This window comes from Micromonospora sp. PLK6-60 (assembly GCF_019890675.1).
Taxonomy (GTDB): Bacteria; Actinomycetota; Actinomycetes; order Mycobacteriales; family Micromonosporaceae; genus Micromonospora.
In genome coordinates this window covers 80320-102718 of the sequence record NZ_JAIOAA010000010.1, presented here as the reverse complement: position 1 = coordinate 102718, position 22399 = coordinate 80320, and the positions used below count along the sequence as shown (strand labels likewise).

At 71.0% G+C, this 22399-nt stretch carries 34 protein-coding genes; 1 reads left to right on the top strand and 33 read right to left on the bottom strand.

The features are described from left to right. Positions 1 to 49: 49 nt before the first annotated feature. From K7640_RS19740 to K7640_RS19725, 4 genes are read right to left on the bottom strand one after another with little or no spacing between them, the layout of a single operon-like run. Positions 50 to 1012 carry an aldo/keto reductase gene (locus K7640_RS19740; protein ID WP_222956335.1) on the bottom strand — a complete coding sequence of 321 codons (963 nt, stop codon included), beginning with the start codon at positions 1010 to 1012 and terminating at the stop codon, positions 50 to 52. Position 1013: 1 nt separating this feature from the next. Continuing rightward, complete coding sequence (locus K7640_RS19735; RefSeq protein ID WP_222956334.1) at positions 1014 to 1838, bottom strand: nucleotidyltransferase domain-containing protein; 825 nt, start codon at positions 1836 to 1838, stop codon at positions 1014 to 1016. Beyond that, positions 1835 to 3514: an ATP-binding cassette domain-containing protein gene (locus K7640_RS19730; RefSeq protein ID WP_222956333.1), complete on the bottom strand. Its 1680-nt coding sequence runs from the start codon at positions 3512 to 3514 to the stop codon at positions 1835 to 1837. Before K7640_RS19730 ends, K7640_RS19735 begins: the two co-directional genes overlap by 4 nt. 41 nt (positions 3515 to 3555) lie before the next feature. After that, positions 3556 to 4161, bottom strand: a complete 606-nt coding sequence (locus tag K7640_RS19725; protein ID WP_222956332.1) for a class I SAM-dependent methyltransferase — start codon at positions 4159 to 4161, stop codon at positions 3556 to 3558. A gap of 124 nt (positions 4162 to 4285) precedes the next feature. Between K7640_RS19725 and K7640_RS19720 the strand changes: the two genes are divergently transcribed. Next, complete coding sequence (locus K7640_RS19720; protein ID WP_222956331.1) at positions 4286 to 5449, top strand: hypothetical protein; 1164 nt, start codon at positions 4286 to 4288, stop codon at positions 5447 to 5449. Between the two features lie 119 nt (positions 5450 to 5568). Here the strand turns inward: K7640_RS19720 and truA are convergent, their stop codons facing one another. The 29 genes from truA to rplB all read right to left on the bottom strand — a co-directional run bounded on the left by truA (position 5569) and on the right by rplB (position 22387). Beyond that, positions 5569 to 6402 carry a tRNA pseudouridine(38-40) synthase TruA gene (gene truA, locus K7640_RS19715; protein WP_222956330.1) on the bottom strand — a complete coding sequence of 278 codons (834 nt, stop codon included), beginning with the start codon at positions 6400 to 6402 and terminating at the stop codon, positions 5569 to 5571. Between the two features lie 73 nt (positions 6403 to 6475). Continuing rightward, positions 6476 to 7033, bottom strand: a complete 558-nt coding sequence (rplQ, locus tag K7640_RS19710) for a 50S ribosomal protein L17 (RefSeq protein ID WP_222956329.1) — start codon at positions 7031 to 7033, stop codon at positions 6476 to 6478. 34 nt (positions 7034 to 7067) lie between these two features. Then, positions 7068 to 8090 carry a DNA-directed RNA polymerase subunit alpha gene (locus K7640_RS19705; protein WP_007073009.1) on the bottom strand — a complete coding sequence of 341 codons (1023 nt, stop codon included), beginning with the start codon at positions 8088 to 8090 and terminating at the stop codon, positions 7068 to 7070. A 98-nt stretch (positions 8091 to 8188) separates the two neighbouring features. Then, a complete protein-coding gene (gene rpsD, locus K7640_RS19700; protein WP_089155247.1) occupies positions 8189 to 8815 on the bottom strand; it encodes a 30S ribosomal protein S4 in 627 nt (208 codons plus the stop codon). Between the two features lie 14 nt (positions 8816 to 8829). After that, complete coding sequence (gene rpsK / locus K7640_RS19695; protein ID WP_014440747.1) at positions 8830 to 9237, bottom strand: 30S ribosomal protein S11; 408 nt, start codon at positions 9235 to 9237, stop codon at positions 8830 to 8832. Positions 9238 to 9255: 18 nt separating this feature from the next. Continuing rightward, positions 9256 to 9636 carry a 30S ribosomal protein S13 gene (rpsM, locus tag K7640_RS19690; RefSeq protein ID WP_222956328.1) on the bottom strand — a complete coding sequence of 127 codons (381 nt, stop codon included), beginning with the start codon at positions 9634 to 9636 and terminating at the stop codon, positions 9256 to 9258. Positions 9637 to 9901: 265 nt separating this feature from the next. After that, the gene (gene rpmJ, locus K7640_RS19685; RefSeq protein ID WP_012184307.1) at positions 9902 to 10015 is read right to left on the bottom strand and encodes a 50S ribosomal protein L36; all 114 of its coding nucleotides are present in this window, start codon (positions 10013 to 10015) and stop codon (positions 9902 to 9904) included. 90 nt (positions 10016 to 10105) lie between these two features. Beyond that, positions 10106 to 10327, bottom strand: coding sequence for a translation initiation factor IF-1 (gene infA / locus K7640_RS19680; protein WP_007073013.1), 222 nt, complete (start codon positions 10325 to 10327; stop codon positions 10106 to 10108). Positions 10328 to 10521: 194 nt separating this feature from the next. Continuing rightward, the gene (locus K7640_RS19675; protein ID WP_255609496.1) at positions 10522 to 11187 is read right to left on the bottom strand and encodes a DUF1707 domain-containing protein; all 666 of its coding nucleotides are present in this window, start codon (positions 11185 to 11187) and stop codon (positions 10522 to 10524) included. 332 nt (positions 11188 to 11519) lie between these two features. Further along, on the bottom strand, positions 11520 to 12371 hold the full coding sequence (gene map / locus K7640_RS19670; RefSeq protein ID WP_222956327.1) for a type I methionyl aminopeptidase: 852 nt from the start codon (positions 12369 to 12371) through the stop codon (positions 11520 to 11522). A gap of 92 nt (positions 12372 to 12463) precedes the next feature. After that, positions 12464 to 13117, bottom strand: a complete 654-nt coding sequence (locus tag K7640_RS19665) for an adenylate kinase (RefSeq protein WP_222956326.1) — start codon at positions 13115 to 13117, stop codon at positions 12464 to 12466. Further along, entirely contained in the window at positions 13118 to 14446 is a 1329-nt protein-coding gene (gene secY, locus K7640_RS19660; protein ID WP_222956325.1) for a preprotein translocase subunit SecY, read from the bottom strand. A 231-nt stretch (positions 14447 to 14677) separates the two neighbouring features. Beyond that, a complete protein-coding gene (gene rplO, locus K7640_RS19655; RefSeq protein WP_222956324.1) occupies positions 14678 to 15121 on the bottom strand; it encodes a 50S ribosomal protein L15 in 444 nt (147 codons plus the stop codon). Beyond that, entirely contained in the window at positions 15121 to 15303 is a 183-nt protein-coding gene (gene rpmD / locus K7640_RS19650) for a 50S ribosomal protein L30 (protein ID WP_013473693.1), read from the bottom strand. The genes rplO and rpmD overlap by 1 nt, the downstream gene beginning before the upstream one ends. Further along, positions 15303 to 15917 carry a 30S ribosomal protein S5 gene (rpsE, locus tag K7640_RS19645; RefSeq protein ID WP_222956323.1) on the bottom strand — a complete coding sequence of 205 codons (615 nt, stop codon included), beginning with the start codon at positions 15915 to 15917 and terminating at the stop codon, positions 15303 to 15305. The genes rpmD and rpsE overlap by 1 nt, the downstream gene beginning before the upstream one ends. Positions 15918 to 15950: 33 nt before the next feature. Continuing rightward, positions 15951 to 16340 (bottom strand): 50S ribosomal protein L18, encoded by a 390-nt coding sequence (gene rplR, locus K7640_RS19640; protein WP_222956322.1) that lies wholly within the window; start codon positions 16338 to 16340, stop codon positions 15951 to 15953. Continuing rightward, complete coding sequence (rplF, locus tag K7640_RS19635; RefSeq protein WP_222956321.1) at positions 16337 to 16879, bottom strand: 50S ribosomal protein L6; 543 nt, start codon at positions 16877 to 16879, stop codon at positions 16337 to 16339. Before rplF ends, rplR begins: the two co-directional genes overlap by 4 nt. Before the next feature lie 16 nt (positions 16880 to 16895). Continuing rightward, on the bottom strand, positions 16896 to 17303 hold the full coding sequence (gene rpsH / locus K7640_RS19630; RefSeq protein ID WP_067301438.1) for a 30S ribosomal protein S8: 408 nt from the start codon (positions 17301 to 17303) through the stop codon (positions 16896 to 16898). Between the two features lie 96 nt (positions 17304 to 17399). Next, positions 17400 to 17585, bottom strand: a complete 186-nt coding sequence (locus K7640_RS19625; protein ID WP_007073023.1) for a type Z 30S ribosomal protein S14 — start codon at positions 17583 to 17585, stop codon at positions 17400 to 17402. Between the two features lies 1 nt (position 17586). Continuing rightward, positions 17587 to 18156: a 50S ribosomal protein L5 gene (rplE, locus tag K7640_RS19620; protein WP_222956320.1), complete on the bottom strand. Its 570-nt coding sequence runs from the start codon at positions 18154 to 18156 to the stop codon at positions 17587 to 17589. Next, positions 18156 to 18476: a 50S ribosomal protein L24 gene (gene rplX / locus K7640_RS19615; protein WP_018217055.1), complete on the bottom strand. Its 321-nt coding sequence runs from the start codon at positions 18474 to 18476 to the stop codon at positions 18156 to 18158. Before rplX ends, rplE begins: the two co-directional genes overlap by 1 nt. Then, entirely contained in the window at positions 18473 to 18841 is a 369-nt protein-coding gene (rplN, locus tag K7640_RS19610) for a 50S ribosomal protein L14 (protein ID WP_007465279.1), read from the bottom strand. The genes rplX and rplN overlap by 4 nt, the downstream gene beginning before the upstream one ends. Before the next feature lie 101 nt (positions 18842 to 18942). Continuing rightward, complete coding sequence (rpsQ, locus tag K7640_RS19605; RefSeq protein WP_222956319.1) at positions 18943 to 19221, bottom strand: 30S ribosomal protein S17; 279 nt, start codon at positions 19219 to 19221, stop codon at positions 18943 to 18945. Next, complete coding sequence (gene rpmC / locus K7640_RS19600; protein WP_013288628.1) at positions 19218 to 19454, bottom strand: 50S ribosomal protein L29; 237 nt, start codon at positions 19452 to 19454, stop codon at positions 19218 to 19220. Before rpmC ends, rpsQ begins: the two co-directional genes overlap by 4 nt. Continuing rightward, positions 19454 to 19879 (bottom strand): 50S ribosomal protein L16, encoded by a 426-nt coding sequence (rplP, locus tag K7640_RS19595; protein ID WP_007465292.1) that lies wholly within the window; start codon positions 19877 to 19879, stop codon positions 19454 to 19456. The genes rpmC and rplP overlap by 1 nt, the downstream gene beginning before the upstream one ends. A 3-nt stretch (positions 19880 to 19882) precedes the next feature. Beyond that, positions 19883 to 20755, bottom strand: a complete 873-nt coding sequence (gene rpsC, locus K7640_RS19590; protein ID WP_222956318.1) for a 30S ribosomal protein S3 — start codon at positions 20753 to 20755, stop codon at positions 19883 to 19885. Then, positions 20755 to 21213 (bottom strand): 50S ribosomal protein L22, encoded by a 459-nt coding sequence (gene rplV, locus K7640_RS19585; protein ID WP_222956317.1) that lies wholly within the window; start codon positions 21211 to 21213, stop codon positions 20755 to 20757. Before rplV ends, rpsC begins: the two co-directional genes overlap by 1 nt. Positions 21214 to 21253: 40 nt before the next feature. Beyond that, positions 21254 to 21535: a 30S ribosomal protein S19 gene (gene rpsS / locus K7640_RS19580; protein WP_007465299.1), complete on the bottom strand. Its 282-nt coding sequence runs from the start codon at positions 21533 to 21535 to the stop codon at positions 21254 to 21256. A 12-nt stretch (positions 21536 to 21547) separates the two neighbouring features. After that, positions 21548 to 22387 (bottom strand): 50S ribosomal protein L2, encoded by an 840-nt coding sequence (gene rplB, locus K7640_RS19575; RefSeq protein ID WP_222956316.1) that lies wholly within the window; start codon positions 22385 to 22387, stop codon positions 21548 to 21550. Between the last annotated feature and the right edge of the window lie 12 nt (positions 22388 to 22399).

The following is a 22399-nucleotide window of genomic DNA, read 5'->3' as shown; positions in this document are numbered from 1 at the left end:
CCACCACCACCGGCGCCGCGCCGCGCGGGGCAGGGCGGGGCGGGGCGGGTCAGAGGATGACGTCGAGCGCGGCCAGGTCCTCGTCGGTGGGCTGCCACGTGCCGGCGGCGGCGTTGGCGCGGACCTGGTCGGGCGTGGTGGCACCGGCGATGACCGAGGTCACCGCGGGCCGGGCGGCCAGCCCGCCGATCGCCACGTCCAGCAGGCCGATCCCCCGCTCGGCCGCGTACGCCTCGATCGCCTCGATGACGTCCCACTTCGCGGCGGCGAGCCGCCGGGCGTACCGGCCGCCGCCGGAGAGCCGGCTGCCGGCCGGCGGCGCCTCGCCCCGCTTGTACTTGCCGGTGAGCAGACCGTCCGCCAGCGGGAAGAACGGCAGCAGGCCCAGCCCGAACCGCTCGCAGGCGGGGACGACCTCGTCCTCGACGTCCCGCTCCAGCAGGGAGTACTGGTTCTGCGCGCTGACGAACCGGGTCCGGCCCCGCGTCGACGCCGTCCAGTCGGCGTCGGCGATCTGCCAGCCGGCGAAGTTGGAGTTGCCCAGGTAGCGGACCTTGCCGGCGCGGACCAGGTCGTCCAGCGCGGCGAGGGTCTCGTCGATCGGGGTGCCCGGGTCGGGTTCGTGCATCTGGTAGAGGTCGATGTGGTCGGTGCCGAGCCGGCGCAGCGACGCCTCGACCGCGCGGGCGATGTACCGCCGGGAGCCCCGGGCACCGTGGTCGGGGCCGTTGCGCCCGTTCATGTCCATGCCGAACTTGGTGGCGATCACCACGTCGTCCCGGTGCCCCTTGAGCGCCTGCCCGAGCAGTTCCTCCGAGCCGCCCTCCGGCTCGCCGTAGATGTCGGCGGTGTCGAAGAAGTTGATCCCGGCGTCCAGCGCGGCGTCGACCACCGCCCGGGTGCCGTCGAGGTCGAGCTTGCGGCCGAAGTTGTTGCAGCCGACGCCGACCACGGACACCACGAGCCCGGAGTCGCCCAACCGGCGGTAGGTCATCTCTGTCACGAGATCCACCCTATGCCGGCCCGCCGCGCCCCCGACGGTCGCCGACCACGTCGGCGACCAGCCGCCGCGCGTCGGCCAGGGTCCGCGCCAACTCGTCGGGGGTACGCCCGACGGCACCGAGCAACGCCTGCGCGCGGGACGCGAAATCGGGCGGCGCACCGGGCAGCCGCCCCGCCGCGGCGACCATGCCCTTCTCGTTGACCAGCCACCGCCCGGCCCGGCCGTGCAGCGCCTGGACCAGCACCCCGACCGCCCGGAACAGGCAACCGGCGACGTACGCCGCGTCGCCGGTGGAGGCCGCCTTCGCCGCGTTGTCGACCAGGAATCCGGCCTCCCACCCGCCATCCACCAGCGCGTCGCCCAGCGCCGCCGGGTACGCCAGCGTCTGCGCCCGCAGCGCGGTCAGCTCGCCGGTCGGGTCGGCCAGCACCCGGGACAGCGCCACCTCCCCGGCGTACGTGTGGGAGTAGAAGCCGAGCGGGTGGCCGGCCTGCACACCCACCTCGTACCGGCCGGCGCGGCAGTCCGCCCAGACCCGGTGCACCCGGTCGAGGTCCCGGTAGATCCAGTCGACGTCGGCCCCGCCGACCCGCAGCCAGCCACCGCCGTCCACCCACGGCCCCCAGCCGCCGGGGGCGGTCGGCTCCGCCGGCTCGTCGGCGACGTCGGCGGCCAGCGCCCGCAGCCCGGCCACGTCCAGCTCGCCCCGGTAGTAGAGCCCGAGGTCCCAGTCGGAGTCGGGCCGGTGTGTGCCGCGGGCCCGACTGCCACCCAGCGCGACCGCCAGCACGCCGTCCACCGCGCACAACCGCGCGGCCGACCGCTCGTCGATCACGCCACGTCCCAGACCGGTTCGGCGGTCTCCACCACTTCCCCGTCGCCGCGGAACAACACGAACCGGTCGAAGGACCGGGTGAACCACCGGTCGTGGGTGACCGCGACGACCGTGCCGTCGAACGCCGCCAGCCCGGCCTCCAGCGCCTCCGCCGAGGCCAGGTCGAGGTTGTCGGTCGGCTCGTCGAGCAGCAGCAGGGTCGCCCCGGACAGCTCCAGCAGCAGCACCAGGAACCGGGCCTGCTGGCCGCCGGAGAGGCTGCCGAACCGCTGGTCGCCCTGGCCGGCCAGCTCGTACCGGCCGAGGGCCGCCATGGCCGAGTGCCGGTCCATGCCGCTCCGGTGGGCGTCGCCCCGCCAGAGGATGTCGACGAGCGTCCGCTCGGTCAGCTCCGGCCGGTCGTGGGTCTGCGAGAAGTGGCCGGGCCGGACCCGGGCGCCGAGCCGGACCACCCCGTCGTGCGCCACCGGGGCCAGCGCGGGCGCGCCGTCGACCGGCCCGTCGACCGGGTCGGGATCGGTGCCGCCGCGCGCCAGCAGGCGCAGGAAGTGCGACTTGCCGGTGCCGTTGGCGCCCAGCACGGCGACCCGGTCGCCGTACCAGAGCTCCAGGTCGAAGGGGTAGGTCAGGCCGTCCAGCTCCAGCTGCTCGGCGATCACCGCGCGCTTGCCGGTCCGCCCGCCGGTCAGCCGCATCCGGATGTCCTGCTCCTTCGGGGGTACGGGCGGCGGCCCGGCCTCCTCGAACTTGCGCAGCCGGGTCTGCGCGGCCTGGTAGCGCGAGGCCATGCCGTCGTTGTACGCGGCCTTCTGCTTGTACATCAGCATCAGCTCGCGCAGTTTCTGGTGCTCCTCGTCCCACCGCTTGCGCAGCTCGTCGAGGCGGGCGTGCCGGGCCACCCGGGCGGCGTGCCAGCTGGCGAAGCCGGCCGGGTGCACCCAGGCGCTGCCGCCCTCCACGGCGACCACCCGGTCGGCGGTCTGCGCCAGCAGCTCCCGGTCGTGCGAGACGTAGAGCACCGACTTGGCGGACTCGCGCAGCCGGCCCTCCAGCCAGCGTTTGCCCGGCACGTCGAGGAAGTTGTCCGGCTCGTCGAGCAGCAGCACCTCGTCGGGGCCGCGCAGCAGCAGCTCCAGCGCGAACCGCTTCTGCTGGCCGCCGGAGAGGGTCCGGACCGGGCGGTCCCGGGCGGCGTCCCAGGGCAGGTCGAGCACGATGGTGGTGACGGTGTCGAAGAGCACCTCGGCGTCGTACCCGCCGGCTTCGCCCCAGGCGGCCAGCGCGTCCGCGTACGCCAGCTGGGCCTTGCCGGCCGCGGTGCTGAACTTGCCGCGGGCCTCGGCCGCGCGCATGGCGGCCTCGGTGTCCACCAGCCGGCGACCGGCGTCGCGCAGCGCCGGCGGGGCGAGCGAGAGCGCCAGGTCGGCGAGCGTGGACTCGTCGCCGATCATGCCGATGAACTGCCGCATCACCCCGAGCCCGCCGGAGCGGGCGATCGCGCCGGTACGCACCGGCAGGTCGCCGGAGACCATCCGGAGCAGCGTCGTCTTGCCGGCGCCGTTGGGACCGACCAGGGCCACCTTGGCGCCCTCGCCGACCCGGAACGACACGTCGGCGAAGAGCTCCCGACCGTCGGGGAGGATGTGCCCGACCGCTGCCACGTCCACGTAACCCACGCCGGCATCCTGCCCGAGGTGCCGGGCCGGGCGACACTCGATTACCGGGTGACCCGCAGCACCCGGTAGCCCTTCTGGCTGGCGTGCCGGTCGACCCGCCAGCCCTGCTCGACCAGCCAGCCGTGCAGCGAGTCGCCGCCGAGGTGCCGGGCGACGACCAGCCAGGCCACCCCGTCCGGGGCGAGCCGGGGCAGCCAGCGCCGCAGCAGCTCGTGCAGTTCGGCCTTGCCGATCCGGATCGGCGGGTTGGACCAGAGCTGGCTGAACGAGAGGTCGGCCGGGACCTCGTCCGGCGCCACGGCGTGCACCCGGTCGGCGGCGCCGACCCGTTCGGCGTTGGCCGCGGTCAGCGCCCGGGCCCGCTCGTTGACGTCGACCGCCCAGACGGTGGCTGCCGGCGCGGTGCTGGCCAGCACGCAGCTGATCGGGCCGAAGCCGCAGCCGAGGTCGAGCAGCGCTCCGGTGGTGTCCGGGGCCGGCAGTTCGGCCTTGCGCAGCAGCACGGCGGTGCCCGGGTCGAGGCGGGCGGCGGAGAAGACACCGGCCGCGGAGCGGAGCGCGTAGTCGCGGCCGGCGACGGAGAACTCGACCTCGCGCGGCGCCGCGGCGGTGGACGGTTCAGCGGTGAAGTAGTGGTCGCCGGTCACGCCCGCATTGTCGCACCGCCGGTGCGGCCCGCCGTCGACGGTAGGCCGGTACCCTCCACACGACTCGCGCCGCAATTTCCGGATATTACCCTCTAAAGGGATAATGGACCCTACTCTATGTCACATGGTGCATCGGTACGAGTCCGCTGAGGACGACTACGGGGACCCGCGGCAGGACGTCGAGCTGCCGGGGCCCCGCCTCGGCCCGCCCCCGTCGGCGGGGCCCTCGCCGTCCCGCTTCCCGACACCGGCGCTGCCCCGGACCACCCGGCTCGCCCTGCCACCGTCGGAACCGACGTACGCCCCGACCGACCGCGGGCCGTACCCGCCACCGGCGCCGGCGTACGCCCCGACCGACCGGGGCGGGTCGTACCCGCCGCCACCGGACCGCCCGGCGCCCGTCCGGTCCGCCGGGTACCCGCCGCAGCCGGCCCCCCAGGCGTACCAGCCGACGGTCCCCCCGCAGCAGCCCCCCGGCCGGCACACCGGCCAGGGCGGCGGACGGCTGTGGCCGGCGCTGGCCGGCGGGGCGGCCGTGCTCGTGCTGCTCGCCCTCTTCGGGCTCGGCGGCGCGGCCCTGCTCGCCGACCGCACCGGCGACCCGGGAGCGGGGCAGACCGACCCGCCGGCCGCCCTGCCGTCCACCCAGGCCGCCGACAGCGGCCGGCAGGACCTGGACTCCCGGGACACCGACCAGGCGCCGCTGACGGCGAAGGAGGTCTTCCCCGGCCAGAAGCTGATCGTCGCGGACGGCCGGCCCGCCTACCGGGTGCTCAAGACCCAGGCCGGCGGCGACTGCAAGGTCGCGGCCACCGGCGAGGTCGCCGACCTGCTGGTCCGGCTCGGCTGCAACCAGGTGGTCCGGGCGACGCTCCGCTCCCCCGACGGCGACCACCTGCTCACCGCCGGGCTGTTCAACCTGACCGACGTGGCCAGCGCCCAGCGGGCCCGGGACCGGGTCCGGCAGTTGCTCGACGAGCGACAGGGACGGTTCCGCGGCATGGCGGCCGGCGAGGACACCGAGGCGGTGGCCCGGGCGGCGGCCCGGGTGGGCTGGCAGGTACGCGGCCACTACCTCGCCTACTGCCTGGTCACCCGGGCCGACGGCGAGGCGGTCAAGGCCGGCGACCCGGCCGCCCGGGAGATCCTCTTCGACATGATCGAGCTGTACCTGAACCAGGGCGTGCTGGAACGGCGGGCCGCCGGCGGGGTGGCCAGCCAACCCACCGCCGGCAGCTCGACGGCCACCCAGCGCGGCACCGACCCAGACGAACTACCCGGCGACTGACCCCCTCCCGCGTGTCGATCATGGAGTTGGCGGCCCCGAACTGGGACATCTCACCCGGCTAACTCCATGATCGACGAGATGGGGAGCGGGCTGGCCGCCGCAGGCGGCAGCGGGCGGGGTCAGGCCTCGGTGAGCGGCACGCGGAGGCGTCGGGTCAGGTCGGCGCGGCGGGCGTACTCGGCGGGGTCGGTGGGATAGCCGACCTCGACCAGGGCCAGGCCGTGCGCCGGCGCGACGGTCACCTCGCTGGCGCGCTCCCGCCGGCTGAGCAGGCTCGCCGGCCACTGGACCGGCCGGCGGCCGTCCCCGGCGACCAGCATCGCGCCGACCAGGCTGCGCACCATGTTCTGGCAGAACGCGTCGGCCCGCACGGTGGCGACCAGGATCCCGTCCGGGTCGCGCCGCCAGTCCAGCCGGGTCACCTCGCGCAGCGTGGTGGCGTTCTCCTTGCGCCGGCAGTACGCGGCGAAGTCGTGCTCCCCCACCAGGCCCGCGGCGGCGGCGTTCAGCGCCGCCAGGTCCAGCGGCTTCGGCCACGCGAGGGTGTCCCGCCGGCGCAGCGGCTCGGCCCCCCACGGGGCGTCGGTGACCCGGTACTCGTACCGCCGGAAGGTGGCCGAGAAGCGGGCGTCGAAGGTGGCCGGGACCTCGGTCATGGCGCGTACCCGGACGTCACCGGGGAGCAGCCGGGCCAGCCGGCGCAGCAGCCGCCCCTCGTGCTCGCGCCAGACGGCGGTGGGCAGGTCGAGGTGACACACCTGCCCGGTGGCGTGCACCCCGGCGTCGGTGCGCCCCGCCACGGTCAGCCCGGTGGCGGTGCCCGCACCCAGCACCAGGTCCACCAGCTCCATCAGCACCCCGGCGACGGTCCGCCGGGTCGGCTGGGCGGCCCAGCCGGAGAAGTCGGTGCCGTCGTACGAGACGTCCAGCCGCAGCCGGGTCCGCTCGTCCACCTCGTACCTCCCGTTCACGCGTCGGGCCCGGCACCCCGTGAGGGATGCCGGGCCCGACGATGCTGCCTGACGCTCAGGCCTTGTTCTCGGTGGCCTCGTCGCTGTCCTCGCGGGCGGCGGCGGTGTCACCGGAGGCCGACACCGGAGCCTCGGCGTCCTGGTCGCCCTCGGTGGAGCGCGGGGTCTCCTCGGCCGGGGCCAGGGCCTCGACCTTGTCCTGCTGGGCGGCCTTGCGACCGGCGGTCTTCTTGTTCGCCTTCGGCGCGGCGACCGCCAGCTCCTCGACCAGCTCGATGATCGCCATCGGAGCGGCGTCACCCTTGCGCGGACCGGTCTTCACGATCCGGGTGTAGCCGCCCTGCCGGTTGGCGTACCGGGGCGCGATCTGGTCGAACAGGTTGAAGACCACGTCCTTGTCCTTGACGACGCCCGCCACCCGCCGGCGGGACGCGAGGTCGCCGCGCTTGGCCTTGGTGATGAGCTGCTCGGCCAGCGGACGCAGCCGCCGGGCCTTCGTCTCGGTGGTCTGGATCTTGCCGTGCTGGAACAGCGCGGTGGCCAGGTTGGCCAGCATGAGCCGCTCGTGCGCGGGGCTGCCGCCGAGGCGGGGGCCCTTGGTGGGCGTGGGCATTGTTGGTGCTCCTCAGATGTGGCGGCAGCCGGACTTAGAGCTGCTCGGTCTCGCGGTAGTCGTCGGTGTCGTAGTCGGCCTCACCGAAGGCGTCCACGACGTGCGCCGGGTCGAAGTTCGGAGCCGAGTCCTTCAGACCCAGGCCCATCCCGGCGAGCTTCATCTTGACCTCGTCGATCGACTTCTGACCGAAGTTGCGGATGTCGAGGAGGTCGGCCTCGGTGCGCCCGATGAGCTCACCAACGGAGTTGATGCCCTCGCGCTTGAGGCAGTTGTAGGAGCGGACGGTCAGGTCCAGCTCCTCGATCGGCAGGGCCAGGTCCGCCGCGAGCTGGGCGTCCTGCGGGGACGGCCCGATGTCGATGCCCTCGGCGGTCTCGTCCAGCTCCCGGGCCAGTCCGAAGAGCTCCACCAGCGTCGACCCGGCGGAGGCCAGCGCGGTACGCGGGCCCATCGACGGCTTGGTCTCGACGTCGATGATCAGCCGGTCGAAGTCGGTCCGCTGCTCGACCCGGGTCGCCTCGACCCGGTAGGTCACCTTCAGCACCGGCGAGTAGATCGAGTCGACCGGGATCCGGCCGATCTCGGCGCCCGCCTGCTTGTTCTGCGCCGCCGTGACGTAGCCACGACCCCGCTCGACGGTCAGCTCCATGTCGAGCCGGCCCTTGCCGTTGAGGGTGGCGAGCTTCAGGTCCGGGTTGTGCACCGAGACACCGGCCGGGGGCTGGATGTCACCGGCGGTCACGTCGCCCGGGCCCTGCTTGCGCAGGTACATGCTGACCGGCTCGTCGTGCTCGGAGCTGACGCAGAGCTCCTTGATGTTCATGACGAGCTCGACCACGTCCTCCTTGACCCCGGGGATCGTGGTGAACTCGTGCAGCACACCGTCGATCTTGATCGAGGTGACCGCCGCGCCCGGGATGGACGACAGCAGCGTGCGCCGCAGCGAGTTGCCGAGGGTGTAGCCGAAGCCCGGCTCCAGCGGCTCGATGGTGAACCGGGAGCGGGTCTCGTTGATCGACTCTTCGGAGAGAGACGGTCGCTGGCTGATGAGCATTTCTTCTCTTCTCTTCCGGGGCGCCCGCTATTTGACGCCCACGACACAAACTGTTCCGGTGGCCCGCCCCGGTGAGGGCGGGCCACCGCAACGAGCCCCTACTTGGAGTAGAGCTCGACGATCAGCTGCTCCTGGACCTGGGTGTCGATCACCTGGCGGGCCGGGAGCGAGTGCACGAGAACCTTCATCTGGCTGGGGATGGCCTCGAGCCACGCCGGAACGGTCTTGGAGCCGGCCTCGGCCTGCGCGACGATGAACGGGGTGAGCTCCTTGCTCTTGCCCCGGACCTCGATGATGTCGTGCTCCTTGACGCGGAACGACGGGATGTCGACCTTCTTGCCGTTCACGGTGAAGTGGCCGTGCTTGACCAGCTGGCGGGCCATGTCCCGGGACTTGGCGTAGCCGGCCCGGTAGACCACGTTGTCCAGCCGCGACTCGAGGATCTGGAGCAGAACCTCACCGGTCTTGGCCTTCTTGCCCACGGCCTCTTCGTAGTAGCCGCGGAACTGCTTCTCCAGCACGCCGTAGACCCGGCGGGCCTTCTGCTTCTCACGGAGCTGGAGCAGGTACTCCGTCTCCTTGGTGCGGCCGCGGCCGTGCTGCCCGGGCGGGAACGGCCGGGACTCGAACGGGCACTTCGGGCCATCGCACTTGCTGCCCTTGAGGAACAGCTTCATCTTCTCCCGCCGGCAACGGCGGCAGTCAGCACCGGTGTAACGAGCCATCTCTCTCTAACCTCTCAGACCCGGCGACGCTTCGGCGGACGGCACCCGTTGTGCGGCTGCGGGGTGACGTCGGAGATCTGCCCGACCTCCAGCCCGGCGGCCTGCAGCGAACGGATGGCGGTCTCCCGGCCGGAGCCGGGACCCTTGACGAACACGTCGACCTTGCGCATGCCGTGCTCCATGGCCCGACGCGCGGCGGCCTCGGCGGCCAGCTGCGCGGCGAACGGGGTCGACTTGCGGGAGCCCTTGAAGCCCACCTGGCCGGACGAGGCCCAGGAGATGACCGCACCGGTCGGGTCCGTGATGGACACGATGGTGTTGTTGAAGGTGCTCTTGATGTGCGCCTGCCCGTGGGCGACGTTCTTGCGTTCCTTGCGCCGGACCTTCTTGACGGCGGCTCCGGCACGAGCCTTCGGTGGCATAAGTCTGTGCGCTCCTAGTTACTTCTTGCCGGGCTTCTTCTTGCCGGCGACGGTCCGCTTGGGGCCCTTCCGGGTCCGCGCGTTGGTCTTGGTGCGCTGACCACGCACGGGCAGACCGCGGCGGTGCCGGATGCCGGCGTAGCAGCCGATCTCGACCTTGCGGCGGATGTCGGCGGCGACCTCGCGGCGCAGGTCGCCCTCGACCTTGTAGTTGGCCTCGATGTGGTTCCGGAGCTCGACCAGCTCCTCGTCCGTGAGGTCCCGAACGCGCTTGTCCGGCGAGATGCCGGTCGCGCTGAGCGTCTCCAGGGCGCGGGTGCGACCGACCCCGAAGATGTAGGTGAGCGCGATCTCCATCCGCTTCTCGCGGGGGAGATCCACGCCGACTAGACGTGCCATGTGCGGGCGTACTCCTCGTGATGTTGTGGCGGAGGTGTGGACCCGTCCCACCCCGCTGACCGACCGTCCCTGTCCTTCCGGCGTCACGCGCCGGCGACCGGGATCGGTCGCTGCCCGAGCGGGCCCCGGCCTCCGACCGGGGGTCAACCACGAGGGAGTACGCGCTGCGTACCGCTCGCGGCTGGGACGAGCTTGGTGATGTGCGATCGGGGATCTGCGGCCCGAGCGAACCCTCCGACCGGCCGTCACGACCGGTGCGAGTGGGTCAGCCCTGGCGCTGCTTGTGGCGCGGGTCGGTGCAGATGACCATGACCCGGCCGTGCCGGCGGATAACCCGGCACTTGTTGCAGATCCTCTTGACGCTCGGCTTGACCTTCACGGTTGCCTTACTTCCCATCTGGCCCGGAGTCGCGAGGCGCGACGCCGGACGTCGAAGACGGACACGGGACGTCCCCGGCCGCCGTCAGGCTTACTTGTAGCGGTAGACGATGCGCCCGCGGGTCAGGTCGTACGGCGAGAGTTCGACGACGACCCGGTCCTCCGGCAGGATGCGGATGTAGTGCTGCCGCATCTTGCCGCTGATGTGAGCCAGCACCTTGTGACCGTTCGCGAGCTCCACCCGGAACATGGCGTTCGGCAGGGGCTCGATGACCCGACCCTCGATCTCGATGGCTCCGTCTTTTTTCGGCATGTCCTCCGCTGTCCTGACGTCGGTTGCTCCGGACGGCCCACAACGTCTTACACGGACCACCCGATGGTGGTCCGAGCCAGCCGCGGCTCCGGCTCCCACAGAAGCGCGGGTGGGCATGCCGGAGTGGACGCTGTGCGCCGATCAGAAAGTGTACGCCCGTCGGCGGGCGGTCGCCAAACCGACCACCCGGGCGGTCACCCGGCCGGACGAGCGGGCCGGTCGCTGTGACCCTCGTCACGCCCCGTGGCGGCGTCGTCCTCGATCGCGGTGGCCTCCCGGCGCGCCTGTCGCTGCACCTGCCGGCGCTCGTGCCGCTCGGCCCTGCGCCGCCGCTGCCGCTCCACCGCCCGCTGCGGCTCCCCGGTGGCCAGGCCACCGGCGGTCTGCATCAGCACCACCGCGCCCCACGGCCCGAGCACCCACAGCGGCCAGTAGTAGCCGAAGCCCCCGCCCACCCCGCTGACCAGCCAGATGGCGGTCAGGATCGCCGCCACCCGGAGCCAGGGCAGCCACACCTCGGCCAGCCACTGCCGGCGGACCCGGCCCGGATCGACCGGCCGCTCCCCCGCCGGGTCACCCGTCCCGGCCGGCATCCCGGACAGGTCACTCGCCCCGGGCGGGGGCGGGGCGGTCACCGGCGCGTCGGCCGGGCGGGGCGCCGGGAGTGCCGCCGGGATCGCCCCGGGCAGGTCGGCCAGCAGCGCGTCCAGCTCGCCGTAGGTCTTCGCACCGTACGCCCGTTGCAGGCGCTCGTCGTACTCGTGCAGGTCGAGCCGGCCCTCGTTCAACGCCACCCGGAGCCGCTCCGCCGTGACCTCGCGGTCAGCGTCGCCCGCCCGCATCCCGCTGCGCCCCTCCATGGGGGCAAGCATGGCACCCGCCCGCCAGCCCTCACCAGCGCCCCGGACCCGGCCCCCTGGTCGGCCCCCTGGTCGGCCCACCGAGCCGCCGGCGGCAGTCGCGCCCGGGCCCGCGGCGGGGTGACGGCCACGGAGAGTCACCTGCCGGGCAGCGGGGACTCCCGAACGGCTGATACCTCTGAGTCATCAATATGCCTCAGAGGTATCACGCTCGATTCGCCCCCACCGGGACGAGCGACGCCCGCGAGCCGAGAACAACCACCGAGAACAGCCACGACGTAGCGGCGGCCGGTCACTGGAAGGCGCCGCCGGCCGCCGGAGCGGGTCGTCGGTCAGGGCGCCGGGGAGCCGGCCGGCTGCCGGGCGGTCACCAGGTCGCCCAACCGGCCCCGGCCGCCGTCGAACGCGGTCAGCACCCAGACCCCGTCGTCCAGCAGCGCCATCGAGTGCTCCACGTGCACGGCCATCGAGCCGTCCCGGGTGACCACCGTCCAGCCGTCCGCGAGCTCCACCGTACGGGGCGAACCCATGGTGATCATCGGCTCGATGGCCAGCGCCATGCCGGGGACCAGCTTCGGCCCGCGTCCGGGGCGCCCGTGGTTCAGCACGTGCGGGTCCTGGTGCATCTCGGTGCCGATGCCGTGCCCGCCGTAGCCGTCGACGATGCCGTACCGGCCGCCGCGGCGGACCGCGTTCTCCACGGCGTGCGAGATGTCGGTGAGCCGGCCCCTGCCGCCGGCCGCCCCGCGCGCCGCCGCGGCGATCCCGGCCCACATGGCGTCCTCGGCCACCGCCGCCATCTTCAGCAGCGCCGGGTCGACCTCGCCCACCCCCACCGTGATCGCCGCGTCGCCGTGCCAGCCGTCGAGCACCGCGCCGCAGTCGATCGAGATCACGTCGCCGTCCCGCAGCACCTGCTTCGGGCTCGGGATGGCGTGCACCACCTGCTCGTTGACTGAGGAGCAGATCGACGCGGGGAAGCCGTGGTAGCCCTTGAACGAGGGGACGGCGCCCGCCTCGCGGATGGTCGACTCGGCGATCGCGTCCAGGTCGGCGGTGCTGACCCCGGGGGCGACCGCCTCCCGCATCCGGCGCAGCGCCTCGGCGACCACCAGGCCGGCGGCGCGCATCTTCTCGATCTGGGCCGGGGTCTTCAGCTGGATGTCCAGCTGGGGACGGCGCATGGAGGCGTTACCTTTCGTTCTACGCGGAACAGCGGGGCACGTCTCGCGTACCCCGCTGTTCGCACTCTATCCGCCGGCGGACCGGCGGGACGTCATCCGCCGTACGAGCGGAGGGCGTCGATGGCGCGGACGGTCACGTCCTCCACCGGGCCGGTGGCGTCGATCCCCACCAGCTTGCCCTGGGCGCCGTAGTAGTCGACAAGCGGCGCGGTCTTCTCGGCGTACTCCCGCAGCCGGGCGGCGATGGTCTCCGGCTTGTCGTCGTCGCGCTGGAACAGCTCGGCGCCGCAGCGGTCGCAGATGCCGTCCCGGGTGGTGGCGTCGAACTCGACGTGCCAGATCTTGCCGCAGCCCCGGCAGGTGCGCCGGCCGGAGAGCCGCCGGATCACCTCGTCGTCGTCGACGACCAGCTCCAGCACCAGGTCCAGCGCGGTGCCCAGGTCGGCGAGGAGCTTGTCCAGCGCGGCGGCCTGCGGCGTGGTGCGCGGGAACCCGTCGAGCAGGAACCCCTCCGCGGCGTCCGCCTCGGCCAGCCGGTCGCGGACCATGTTGATGGTCACCTCGTCCGGCACCAGCTTGCCGGCGTCCATGTACCGCTTGGCCTCCACGCCCAGCGGCGTGCCCTGGGAGACGTTGGCCCGGAAGATGTCACCGGTCGAGATCTTCGGCACCGAGAGGTGAGCGGCGATGAACTCCGCTTGGGTGCCCTTGCCCGCGCCCGGCGGGCCCACCAGAACGAGTCGCATCTACCGCAGGAACCCTTCGTAGTTCCGCTGCATGAGTTGGCTCTCGATCTGCTTCACGGTCTCCAGACCGACGCCGACCATGATGAGCACAGCGGTGCCGCCGAACGGGAAGTTCTGGAACTGCTGGCTGTTCAGCCAGATGAAGAAGAAGTTCGGCAGGACCGCGACGATGCCCAGGTAGAGCGCGCCCGGCAGGGTGATCCGGCTGAGGATGAAGTCGAGGTACTCGGCGGTCGGCCGGCCCGGGCGGATGCCCGGCACGAAACCGCCGTACTTCTTCATGTTGTCCGCGACCTCGGTCGGGTTGAACGTGATCGACACGTAGAAGTACGTGAAGAAGATGATCAGCAGGAAGTAGATCGCGATGTGCAGCGGGCTGGCCGGCGCGACGACGTTGTTCTGGATCCAGGCCTGGGTCTTGCCCGGGTTGGTCTGGTCGAAGAACTGCAGGGCCAGCTGCGGCAGGTAGAGCAGCGACGAGGCGAAGATGACCGGGATGACACCCGCCTGGTTGACCTTCAGCGGGATGTAGGTCGAGGTGCCGCCGTACATCCGCCGGCCGATCATGCGCTTCGCGTACTGCACCGGGATCCGGCGCTGCGCCTGCTCGATGAAGGTGACCGCGGTGATGACCACCAGGACCAGCGCGAGCACCAGGATGAACTTGCCCCAACCCTGCTGGGTCTTGATCTTCCAGCCCTCGCTGGGGAGCCGGGCCGCGATCGAGGTGAAGATCAGCACGGACATGCCGTTGCCGACGCCGCGGTCGGTGATCAGCTCGCCGAGCCACATCACCATGCCGGTGCCCGCGGTCATGGTCATGACCAGGATGACCAGCGTCAGCCAGTCCGGGATGCCGGTGCCCTGGGGGACGATCGGCCACTGGTCGCAGCGGTTCTGGAAGAGCTGGCCGGAACGAGCCAGCGCGACGAACGCCGAGGACTGCAGGACGCCCAGGCCCAGGGTCAGGTACCGGGTGTACTGGGTGATCTTCGCCTGGCCGGCCTGACCCTCCTTGCGGAGCTGCTCCAGCCGCGGGATGACCACGGTGAGCAGCTGCAGGATGATCGACGCGGTGATGTAGGGCATGATGCCCAGCGCGAAGACCGAGAGTTGCAGCAACGCGCCGCCGGAGAAGAGGTCCAGCAGGTTCAGCACCCCGGTGGTGTCACCCTGGATGCTGTCGAGGCACTTCTGCACGTTGCCGTACGAGACGCCCGGGCTGGGCAGCGTGGCGCCCAGTCGGTAGACCGCGATGATGCCGACTGTGAACAGCAGCTTCTTGCGCAGGTCAGGCGTACGGAACGCACTGAGAAAGGCGGACAGCAACTTCTTCCTCCTGCGCGACGCGGGCCGCCGGTGTTCCCTGGCGGGGCGGGGTGGGTGCCGGGCGGACTGCCCGATATCCATAGCTGGGAAGGGACTCTAACAGCCCGATCCCGGTCCGGGCAGATGTGCCCGGCTACATAAACCGAATCCGATGTTACTTGGCGCACACGTGCCTGGTAGACCAGGGCGCCCGCCCAGTCGGTGACAACTGAGCGGGCGCCTGGATCCGCCTTACAGCTCGGAGACCGAGCCACCGGCGGCGGTGATCTTCTCCTTGGCCGACGCGCTGAACGCGTGCGCCGACACCTGGAGAGACACGCCGCCGAGGTCGCCGGTGCCGAGCACCTTGACCGGGTGGCCCTTGCGGACCGCCCCGGCGTCGACCATCTCCTGCGGGCCGATCTGGCCGCCGTTCGGGAACAGCTCGGCCAGCCGGTCCAGGTTGACCACCTGGAAGACGACCTTGAACTTGTTCTTGAAGCCCTTCATCTTCGGCAGGCGCATGTGAATGGGCATCTGCCCACCCTCGAACGCCGGCGAGATGTTCTTCCGGGCCTTCGAACCCTTGGTACCGCGACCGGCGGTCTTGCCCTTGGAGCCCTCACCGCGACCCACGCGGGTCTTCGCGGTCTTGGCACCGGGCGCCGGACGCAGGTGGTGCACCTTGATCGTCATTACTCGACCTCCTCGACCTTCACGAGGTGGTTGACCGTGAAGATCATGCCGCGGATCTCCGGACGATCCTCCTTGACCACCACGTCGTTGATCCGCTTGAGACCGAGCGAACGCAGCGAGTCACGCTGGTTCTTCTTGGTCCCGATCTCGGACCGGACCTGGGTGACCTTCAGGCGAGCCATCAGGACGCCACCCCCGCCCGCGAGGCGAGCATGGCGGCCGGCGCGACGTCCTCGACCGGCAGGCCACGGCGGGCGGCGACGGCCTCCGGGGACTCGAGCCCCTTCAGCGCCGCGACCGTGGCGTGCACGATGTTGATCGGGTTCGACGAGCCGAGGCTCTTGGAGAGCACGTCGTGGATGCCCGCGCACTCCAGCACGGCACGCACCGGACCACCGGCGATGACGCCCGTACCGGCGGAGGCCGGCTTGAGCAGCACCACACCGGCGGCGTCCTCGCCCGTGACCGGGTGCGGGATCGACTGACCGATCCGCGGCACCTTGAAGAAGTGCTTCTTGGCCTCCTCGACACCCTTGGCGATCGCCGCGGGCACCTCCTTGGCCTTTCCGTAGCCCACGCCGACGGTGCCGTCGCCGTCGCCCACGATCACCAGGGCGGTGAAGCTGAAGCGACGACCACCCTTCACGACCTTGGCGACGCGGTTGATCGCGACGACCCGCTCGAGGTGCGGGGTCTTCTCGACGGGCGCGTTTCCGCGGCCGCCCTCACGGCGGTTGTCGCGGCGACCACCCTCGTTGCCACCGGACCCGCCGCCACGGCGCTGTTGACCTGGCATCAGCAGCCTTCCTTCTCTCTCGTGACGGGGTTTCTAGAACTCGAGCCCGGCTTCGCGGGCGGCGTCGGCAAGCGCGGCGACCCGCCCCGCGTACCGGTTGCCACCGCGGTCGAAGACGACCTTCGAGACGCCGGCGGCCTTGGCCCGCTCGGCGAGCAGGGCGCCGACCTTGCCGGCCAGGGCGCGCTTGTCGCCCTCGGCACCGCGCAGCGAGGCGTCCATCGTCGAGGCCGACGCCAGGGTGTGACCCTTGGTGTCGTCCACGATCTGGGCGACGATGTGCCGCAGCGAGCGGGTGACCACCAGGCGGGGACGCGCAGCGGTGCCGCTGATGTTCTTGCGGACCCGGAAGTGCCGGCGCGCACGCCCGACGGCGCGCTTGGCGGCAACGCCGCGGCGGCGCTTGAGCAGCGTGGCGCTCACTTCTTACCTGCCTTTCCAGCCTTACGGCGGATGACCTCGCCCTGGTACTTGATGCCCTTGCCCTTGTAGGGCTCCGGCGGGCGGATCTTCCGGATGTTGGCGGCGATCTCACCGACCTGCTGCTTGTCGATGCCGGCGATGTGGAACAGCGTCGGCCGCTCGACGGTGAAGGTGATGCCGTCCGGCGCCGGCACCAGCACCGGGTGCGAGAACCCGAGCGCGAACTCCAGGTCCTTGCCCTTGGCGGTGACGCGGTAACCGGTGCCGGCGATCTCCAGGCTCTTGCGGTAGCCCTCGGTAACCCCGACGATCATGTTGGCCACCAGCGTACGGCTCAGGCCGTGCAGCTCCTTGGCCTTGCGCTCGTCGTTCGGCCGGTTGACGTGCAGCTCGCCGTCGTCGCCCCGCTCGGCGGTGATCGGCTCGGCCAGCACGTGGCTCAGCTCGCCCTTGGGGCCCTTGACCTTGACGGTCCGCCCCTCGATCGTGATGTCGACGCCGGAAGGCACCGGGATCGACTTACGTCCAATACGCGACATTTCTACCAGTCTCCCGTTACCAGACGAAGGCGAGGACTTCCCCGCCAACGCTCCGCTTGCGGGCCTGCCGGTCGGTCAGCAGCCCCTGGGACGTCGAAATGATCGCCACGCCCAGCCCACCGAGCACCCGGGGGAGCCCGTCCGACTTGGCGTACACCCGGAGACCGGGCTTGGACACGCGCTTGATGCCGGCCAGGCTCCGCTCCCGGTTCTGGCCGTACTTCAGCTCGACGACCAGTCGCTTGCCGACGGCGCCCTCCTCGGGCTCCTCGACCAACCAGGTGGCGATGTAACCCTCGGCCTTGAGAACCTCGGCGATGTTCGCCTTGATCTTCGAGTAGGGCATCGTCACCCGGTCGTGGTACGCCTGGTTGGCGTTACGCAGACGCGTGAGCATGTCTGCGATCGGGTCGGTCATCGTCATGAAACTCGTCAACCTTTCTCGCCGGGGTTCCCCGGGCCAGGCCCGGGGCCTACGGCGAAGAGACAGTTCAGCTGACGCGCGGAGCGCGCCGGGCTATTACCAGGAAGCCTTGGACACGCCGGGCAGCTCACCGCGGTGGGCCATCTCCCGGATGCACACCCGGCAGAGACCGAACTTGCGGTAGACCGCCTTCGGACGCCCGCACCGCTGGCAGCGGGTGTACGCGCGAACCGAGAACTTCGGCTTCGCGGCCGCCTTGAGGATCAGCGCCTTCTTGGCCATCTCAGTTCTCCTTGAACGGGAAGCCCAGGAGCTTGAGCAGCGCCCGGCCCTCGTCGTCGGTCGTGGCGGTGGTGACCACCGTGATGTCCATGCCCCGCTGGCGATCGATCTTGTCCTGGTCGATCTCGTGGAACACCGACTGCTCGGTCAGCCCGAACGTGTAGTTGCCGTGCCCGTCGAGCTTGCGCCCGTCCAGACCGCGGAAGTCGCGGATACGCGGCAGCGCGATCGACAGCAGCCGGTCCAGGAACTCCCACATCCGGTCGCCGCGCAGGGTCACCTTCGCGCCGATCGGCATGCCCTCGCGGAGCTTGAACTGCGCGATGGACTTGGTCGCCCGCCGGACCAGCGGCTTCTGGCCGGTGATGGTGGCCAGGTCGCGGACCGCGCCGTCGATCAGCTTGGCGTCCCGAGCGGCCTCGCCGACACCCATGTTGACGACGATCTTGACCAGCCCGGGCACCTGCATGGGGTTGCCGTAGGCGTACTGCTCCTGCAGCTTCGCCACGACCTCGTCGCGGTACCGCTGCTTGAGGCGCGGCAGGGTCTTGGTTTCGGTAGCCGTGGTCATCACAGGTCCTTACCGGTGCTACGCGCGATGCGGACCTTCTGGCCGTTGTCGTCGATCCGGTAGCCGACGCGGGTCGGCTTGCCGTCGGAGTCCACGACCATCACGTTCGAGACGTGGATCGGGGCCTCCTGGGTGACGATGCCACCGGTCTTGGCGCCACGCTGAGTGGTGCTGATGCGAGTGTGCTTCTTGACCCGGTTCACGCCCTCGACCAGGACCTTGTCCTGCCGCGGGTAGGCCGCGATGACCTTGCCCTTGGCACCCTTGTCCTTGCCGGCGATGACGACGACCGTGTCGCCCTTCTTGACCTTCACGGTCACAACACCTCCGGCGCGAGAGAGATGATCTTCATGAACCGCTTGTCCCGCAGCTCCCGGCCCACCGGGCCGAAGATGCGGGTACCGCGCGGGTCCCCGCCGTCCTTGATGATGACGGCGGCGTTCTCGTCGAAGCGGATGTACGAGCCGTCCGGCCGCCGCCGCTCCTTGGCGGTGCGGACGACGACGGCCTTGACCACGTCGCCCTTCTTGACACCGGCACCCGGGATCGCGTCCTTCACGGTGGCCACGATGACGTCGCCGATGCTCGCGTAGCGCCGACCGGAGCCACCGAGAACGCGGATGCACAGGATCTCCCGGGCACCCGTGTTGTCGGCGACGCGCAGTCGCGACTCCTGCTGAATCACGTCTATCTCCTATGTCTGCCGGTTCTCCGGCCGCCCCGCAGGACGGCCGGAGCCTGGCGGAACCTCGCCCGACCGGTTCGCCGGCCGAGCTCGAGCCTTCGCTACTTGGCCTTCTCGAGGATCTCCACGAGCCGCCACCGCTTCGTGGCGGACAGCGGCCGGGTCTCCATGATCAGGACCCGGTCGCCGATGCCGGCGGTGTTCTGCTCGTCGTGGACCTTGAGCTTGCTGGTACGGCGCATGATCTTGCCGTACAGCGCGTGCTTGACCCGGTCCTCGACCTCGACCACGACGGTCTTTTCCATCTTGTCGCTGACCACGAGGCCCTCACGGACCTTGCGGCGCGCGCGCACGGTGGCGGTCGCGTTCTCGTCACTCATGATGCAGTCACCTCAGTCGGCGCGGCCGAGAGACCCAGCTCGCGCTCACGCATGATCGTGTAGATCCGGGCGATCTCCCGACGGATGACCTGCAGCCGCCGGTTGTTGTCCAGCTGCCCGGTTGCGGCCTGCACGCGGAGGTTGAACAGCTCCGCCTTGGCCTCGCGCAGCTTCGTGACCAGCTCCTCCTCGGAGAGCTCACGCAGCTCGGAAGGCTTGACGCCCGCTGCCATCAGGATTCACCCACTTCGCGCGTAACAATCCGGCACTTCATCGGGAGCTTGTGGATCGCGCGGCGCATGGCCTCGCGCGCGATCTGCTCGTTGGGGAAGGACATCTCGAAGAGGACCCGCCCCGGCTTGACGTTGGCGACCCACCACTCCGGCGAACCCTTACCGGAACCCATCCGGGTCTCGGCCGGCTTCTTGGTGAGGGCCTGGTCCGGGAAGATGGTGATCCAGACCTTGCCGCCACGCTTGATGTGACGGGTCATCGCGATACGCGCCGACTCGATCTGCCGGTTCGTCACGTACGCCGGCTCGAGAGCCTGGATCCCGAACTCGCCGAACACCACCCGGTTACCACCCTTGGACGCGCCACTGCGGTCCGGGTGGTGCGGCTTGCGGAAGCCCTTCGGGGGCTTGCGCGGCATCAGCATCTGTCAGCCCTCCTGCTGCGTTTCTGCCGGCTGGGTCGCGGCCGCGGCCACGGCCCCGGCGTCGACCGGGTCACCGGCCGGCGTCTCGGCCTGCTGCGCGATGGTGGTCGCGGCAGCCCGGCCGGCCTCGGTGCCACCGGCGGTCGTACCCGACGAACCCGAGCGGCCACGGCGCGGCCGCTCCGGCCGGTCGCCACGGTCGCGGCGCGGGCCGCGCGACGGGGCGGCCTCGGCCGGGGCCTCCCGGCCCGGAACGGCGTCGCCCTTGTAGATCCAGACCTTCACACCGATCCGGCCGAAGGTGGTACGGGCCTCGAAGAAGCCGTACTCGATGTTGGCCCGCAGCGTGTGCAGCGGAACCCGACCCTCGCGGTAGAACTCGGTCCGGCTCATCTCGGCGCCGCCCAGACGACCCGAGACCTGCACCCGGATGCCCTTGCAGGCCGGGTTCTTCATCGCGGACTGCATCGCCTTGCGCATGGCCCGACGGAAGCTGACCCGGCTGGACAGCTGCTCGGCCACGCCCTGGGCGACCAGCTGCGCGTCCGACTCGGGGTTCTTCACCTCGATGATGTTGAGCTGCACCTGCTTGCCGGTGAGCTTCTCCAGCTCGCCACGGATCCGGTCCGCCTCGGCGCCCTTGCGGCCGATGACGATGCCCGGACGGGCGGTGTGGATGTCGACCCGAACCCGGTCCCGGGTGCGCTCGATGTCGACCTTGGAGATACCCGCCCGCTCCAGGCCCTTGGACATCATCCGGCGGATCTTGACATCCTCGCCGATGTAGTCCTTGTAGAGCTTGTCCGCGAACCAGCGGGACTTCCAGTCGGTCGAGATGCCGAGCCGGAACCCAGTGGGGTGAACCTTCTGACCCATTACTCGGCACCCTCCGTCGTGCTCTGCCCCTCGGCGGCCTGGTCCTGCTTGGCCGGGGCCGTCTTCTTGGCCGACGCCTTCTTCGGCGTCGCCGGCGCCACCGCCTCGACCGCCACCGTGATGTGGCAGGTGCGCTTACGGATCCGGTACGCCCGGCCCTGCGCCCGCGGCCGGAACCGCTTCATCGTCGGGCCCTCGTCGACGAACGCCTCGCTGACGAGCAGCGCGTCGGGGTCCAGCCGCTCGTTGTTCTCCGCGTTGGCGATCGCGCTCGCGAGCACCTTGTACACCTGCTCGCTCGCAGCCTGCGGCGCGAACTGCAGCACCGTGAGCGCCTCCTTCGCGGGCAGGCCGCGGACGAGGTTGACCACCCGGCGCGCCTTCATCGGCGAGATGCGCACGTGCCGCGCAACCGCCCGCGCGCCCGGAAGCACCGGAGCGTCGCCCTTTCCTGGCATCGCTGTAACCCCTTGTTCCTCTATCCGTATGCCCGCGGCGTCAGCGCCGACGGCTCTTCCGGTCGTCCTTCTCGTGACCCTTGAACGTGCGGGTCAGCGCGAACTCGCCGAGCTTGTGCCCGACCATCGCCTCGGTCACGAACACCGGGACGTGCTTGCGTCCGTCGTGCACGGCGATCGTGTGCCCCAGCATCTCCGGGATGATCGTCGAGCGCCGCGACCAGGTCTTGATCACGTTCTTCGAGCCCTTGTCGTTCTGCACTTCCACCTTCTTGAGCAGGTGGTCGTCTACGAACGGGCCCTTCTTCAGGCTGCGAGGCATGTCTTATCTCCCTCAGCCGCGCTTACGCGTGGCGTAGCGGCGGCGGACGATCAGCTTGTCGCTCGGCTGGCCCTTACGGCGGGTGCGGCCCTCGGGCTTACCCTGCGGGTTGACCGGGTGGCGACCACCGGAGGTCTTACCCTCACCACCACCGTGCGGGTGGTCGACCGGGTTCATGGCGACACCACGGACGGTCGGGCGCTTGCCCTTCCACCGCATGCGGCCGGCCTTACCCCAGTTGATGTTCGACTGGTCGGCGTTGCCGATCTCGCCGACGCTGGCGCGGCAGCGCACGTCGACCCGCCGGATCTCGCCGGACGGCATGCGCAGGGTCGCGTACGCGCCCTCGCGGCCGAGCAGCTGGATGCCGACGCCGGCCGAACGGGCCAGCTTCGCGCCGCCACCCGGACGCAGCTCCACGTTGTGGATCGTGGTACCGACCGGGATGTTGCGCAGCGGCAGGTTGTTGCCCGGCTTGATGTCGGCGCTCGGCCCCGACTCGACCCGGTCGCCCTGCTTCAGGTCCTTCGGCGCGATGATGTAGCGCTTCTCGCCGTCGGCGTAGTGCAGCAGCGCGATGCGCGCGGTGCGGTTCGGGTCGTACTCGATGTGGGCGACCTTCGCCGGCACGCCGTCCTTGTCGACCCGCTTGAAGTCGATCAGACGGTACTGGCGCTTGTGACCGCCACCGTGGTGCCGCGTGGTGATCCGGCCGTGGGCGTTGCGTCCGCCCTTCTTCGGCAGCGGCGCCAGCAGCGACTTCTCGGGCGTCGATCGGGTGATCTCGGCGAAGTCGGCGACGCTCGAGCCACGCCGGCCCGGCGTCGTCGGCTTGTACTTACGGATAGCCATTGTCTACACCCC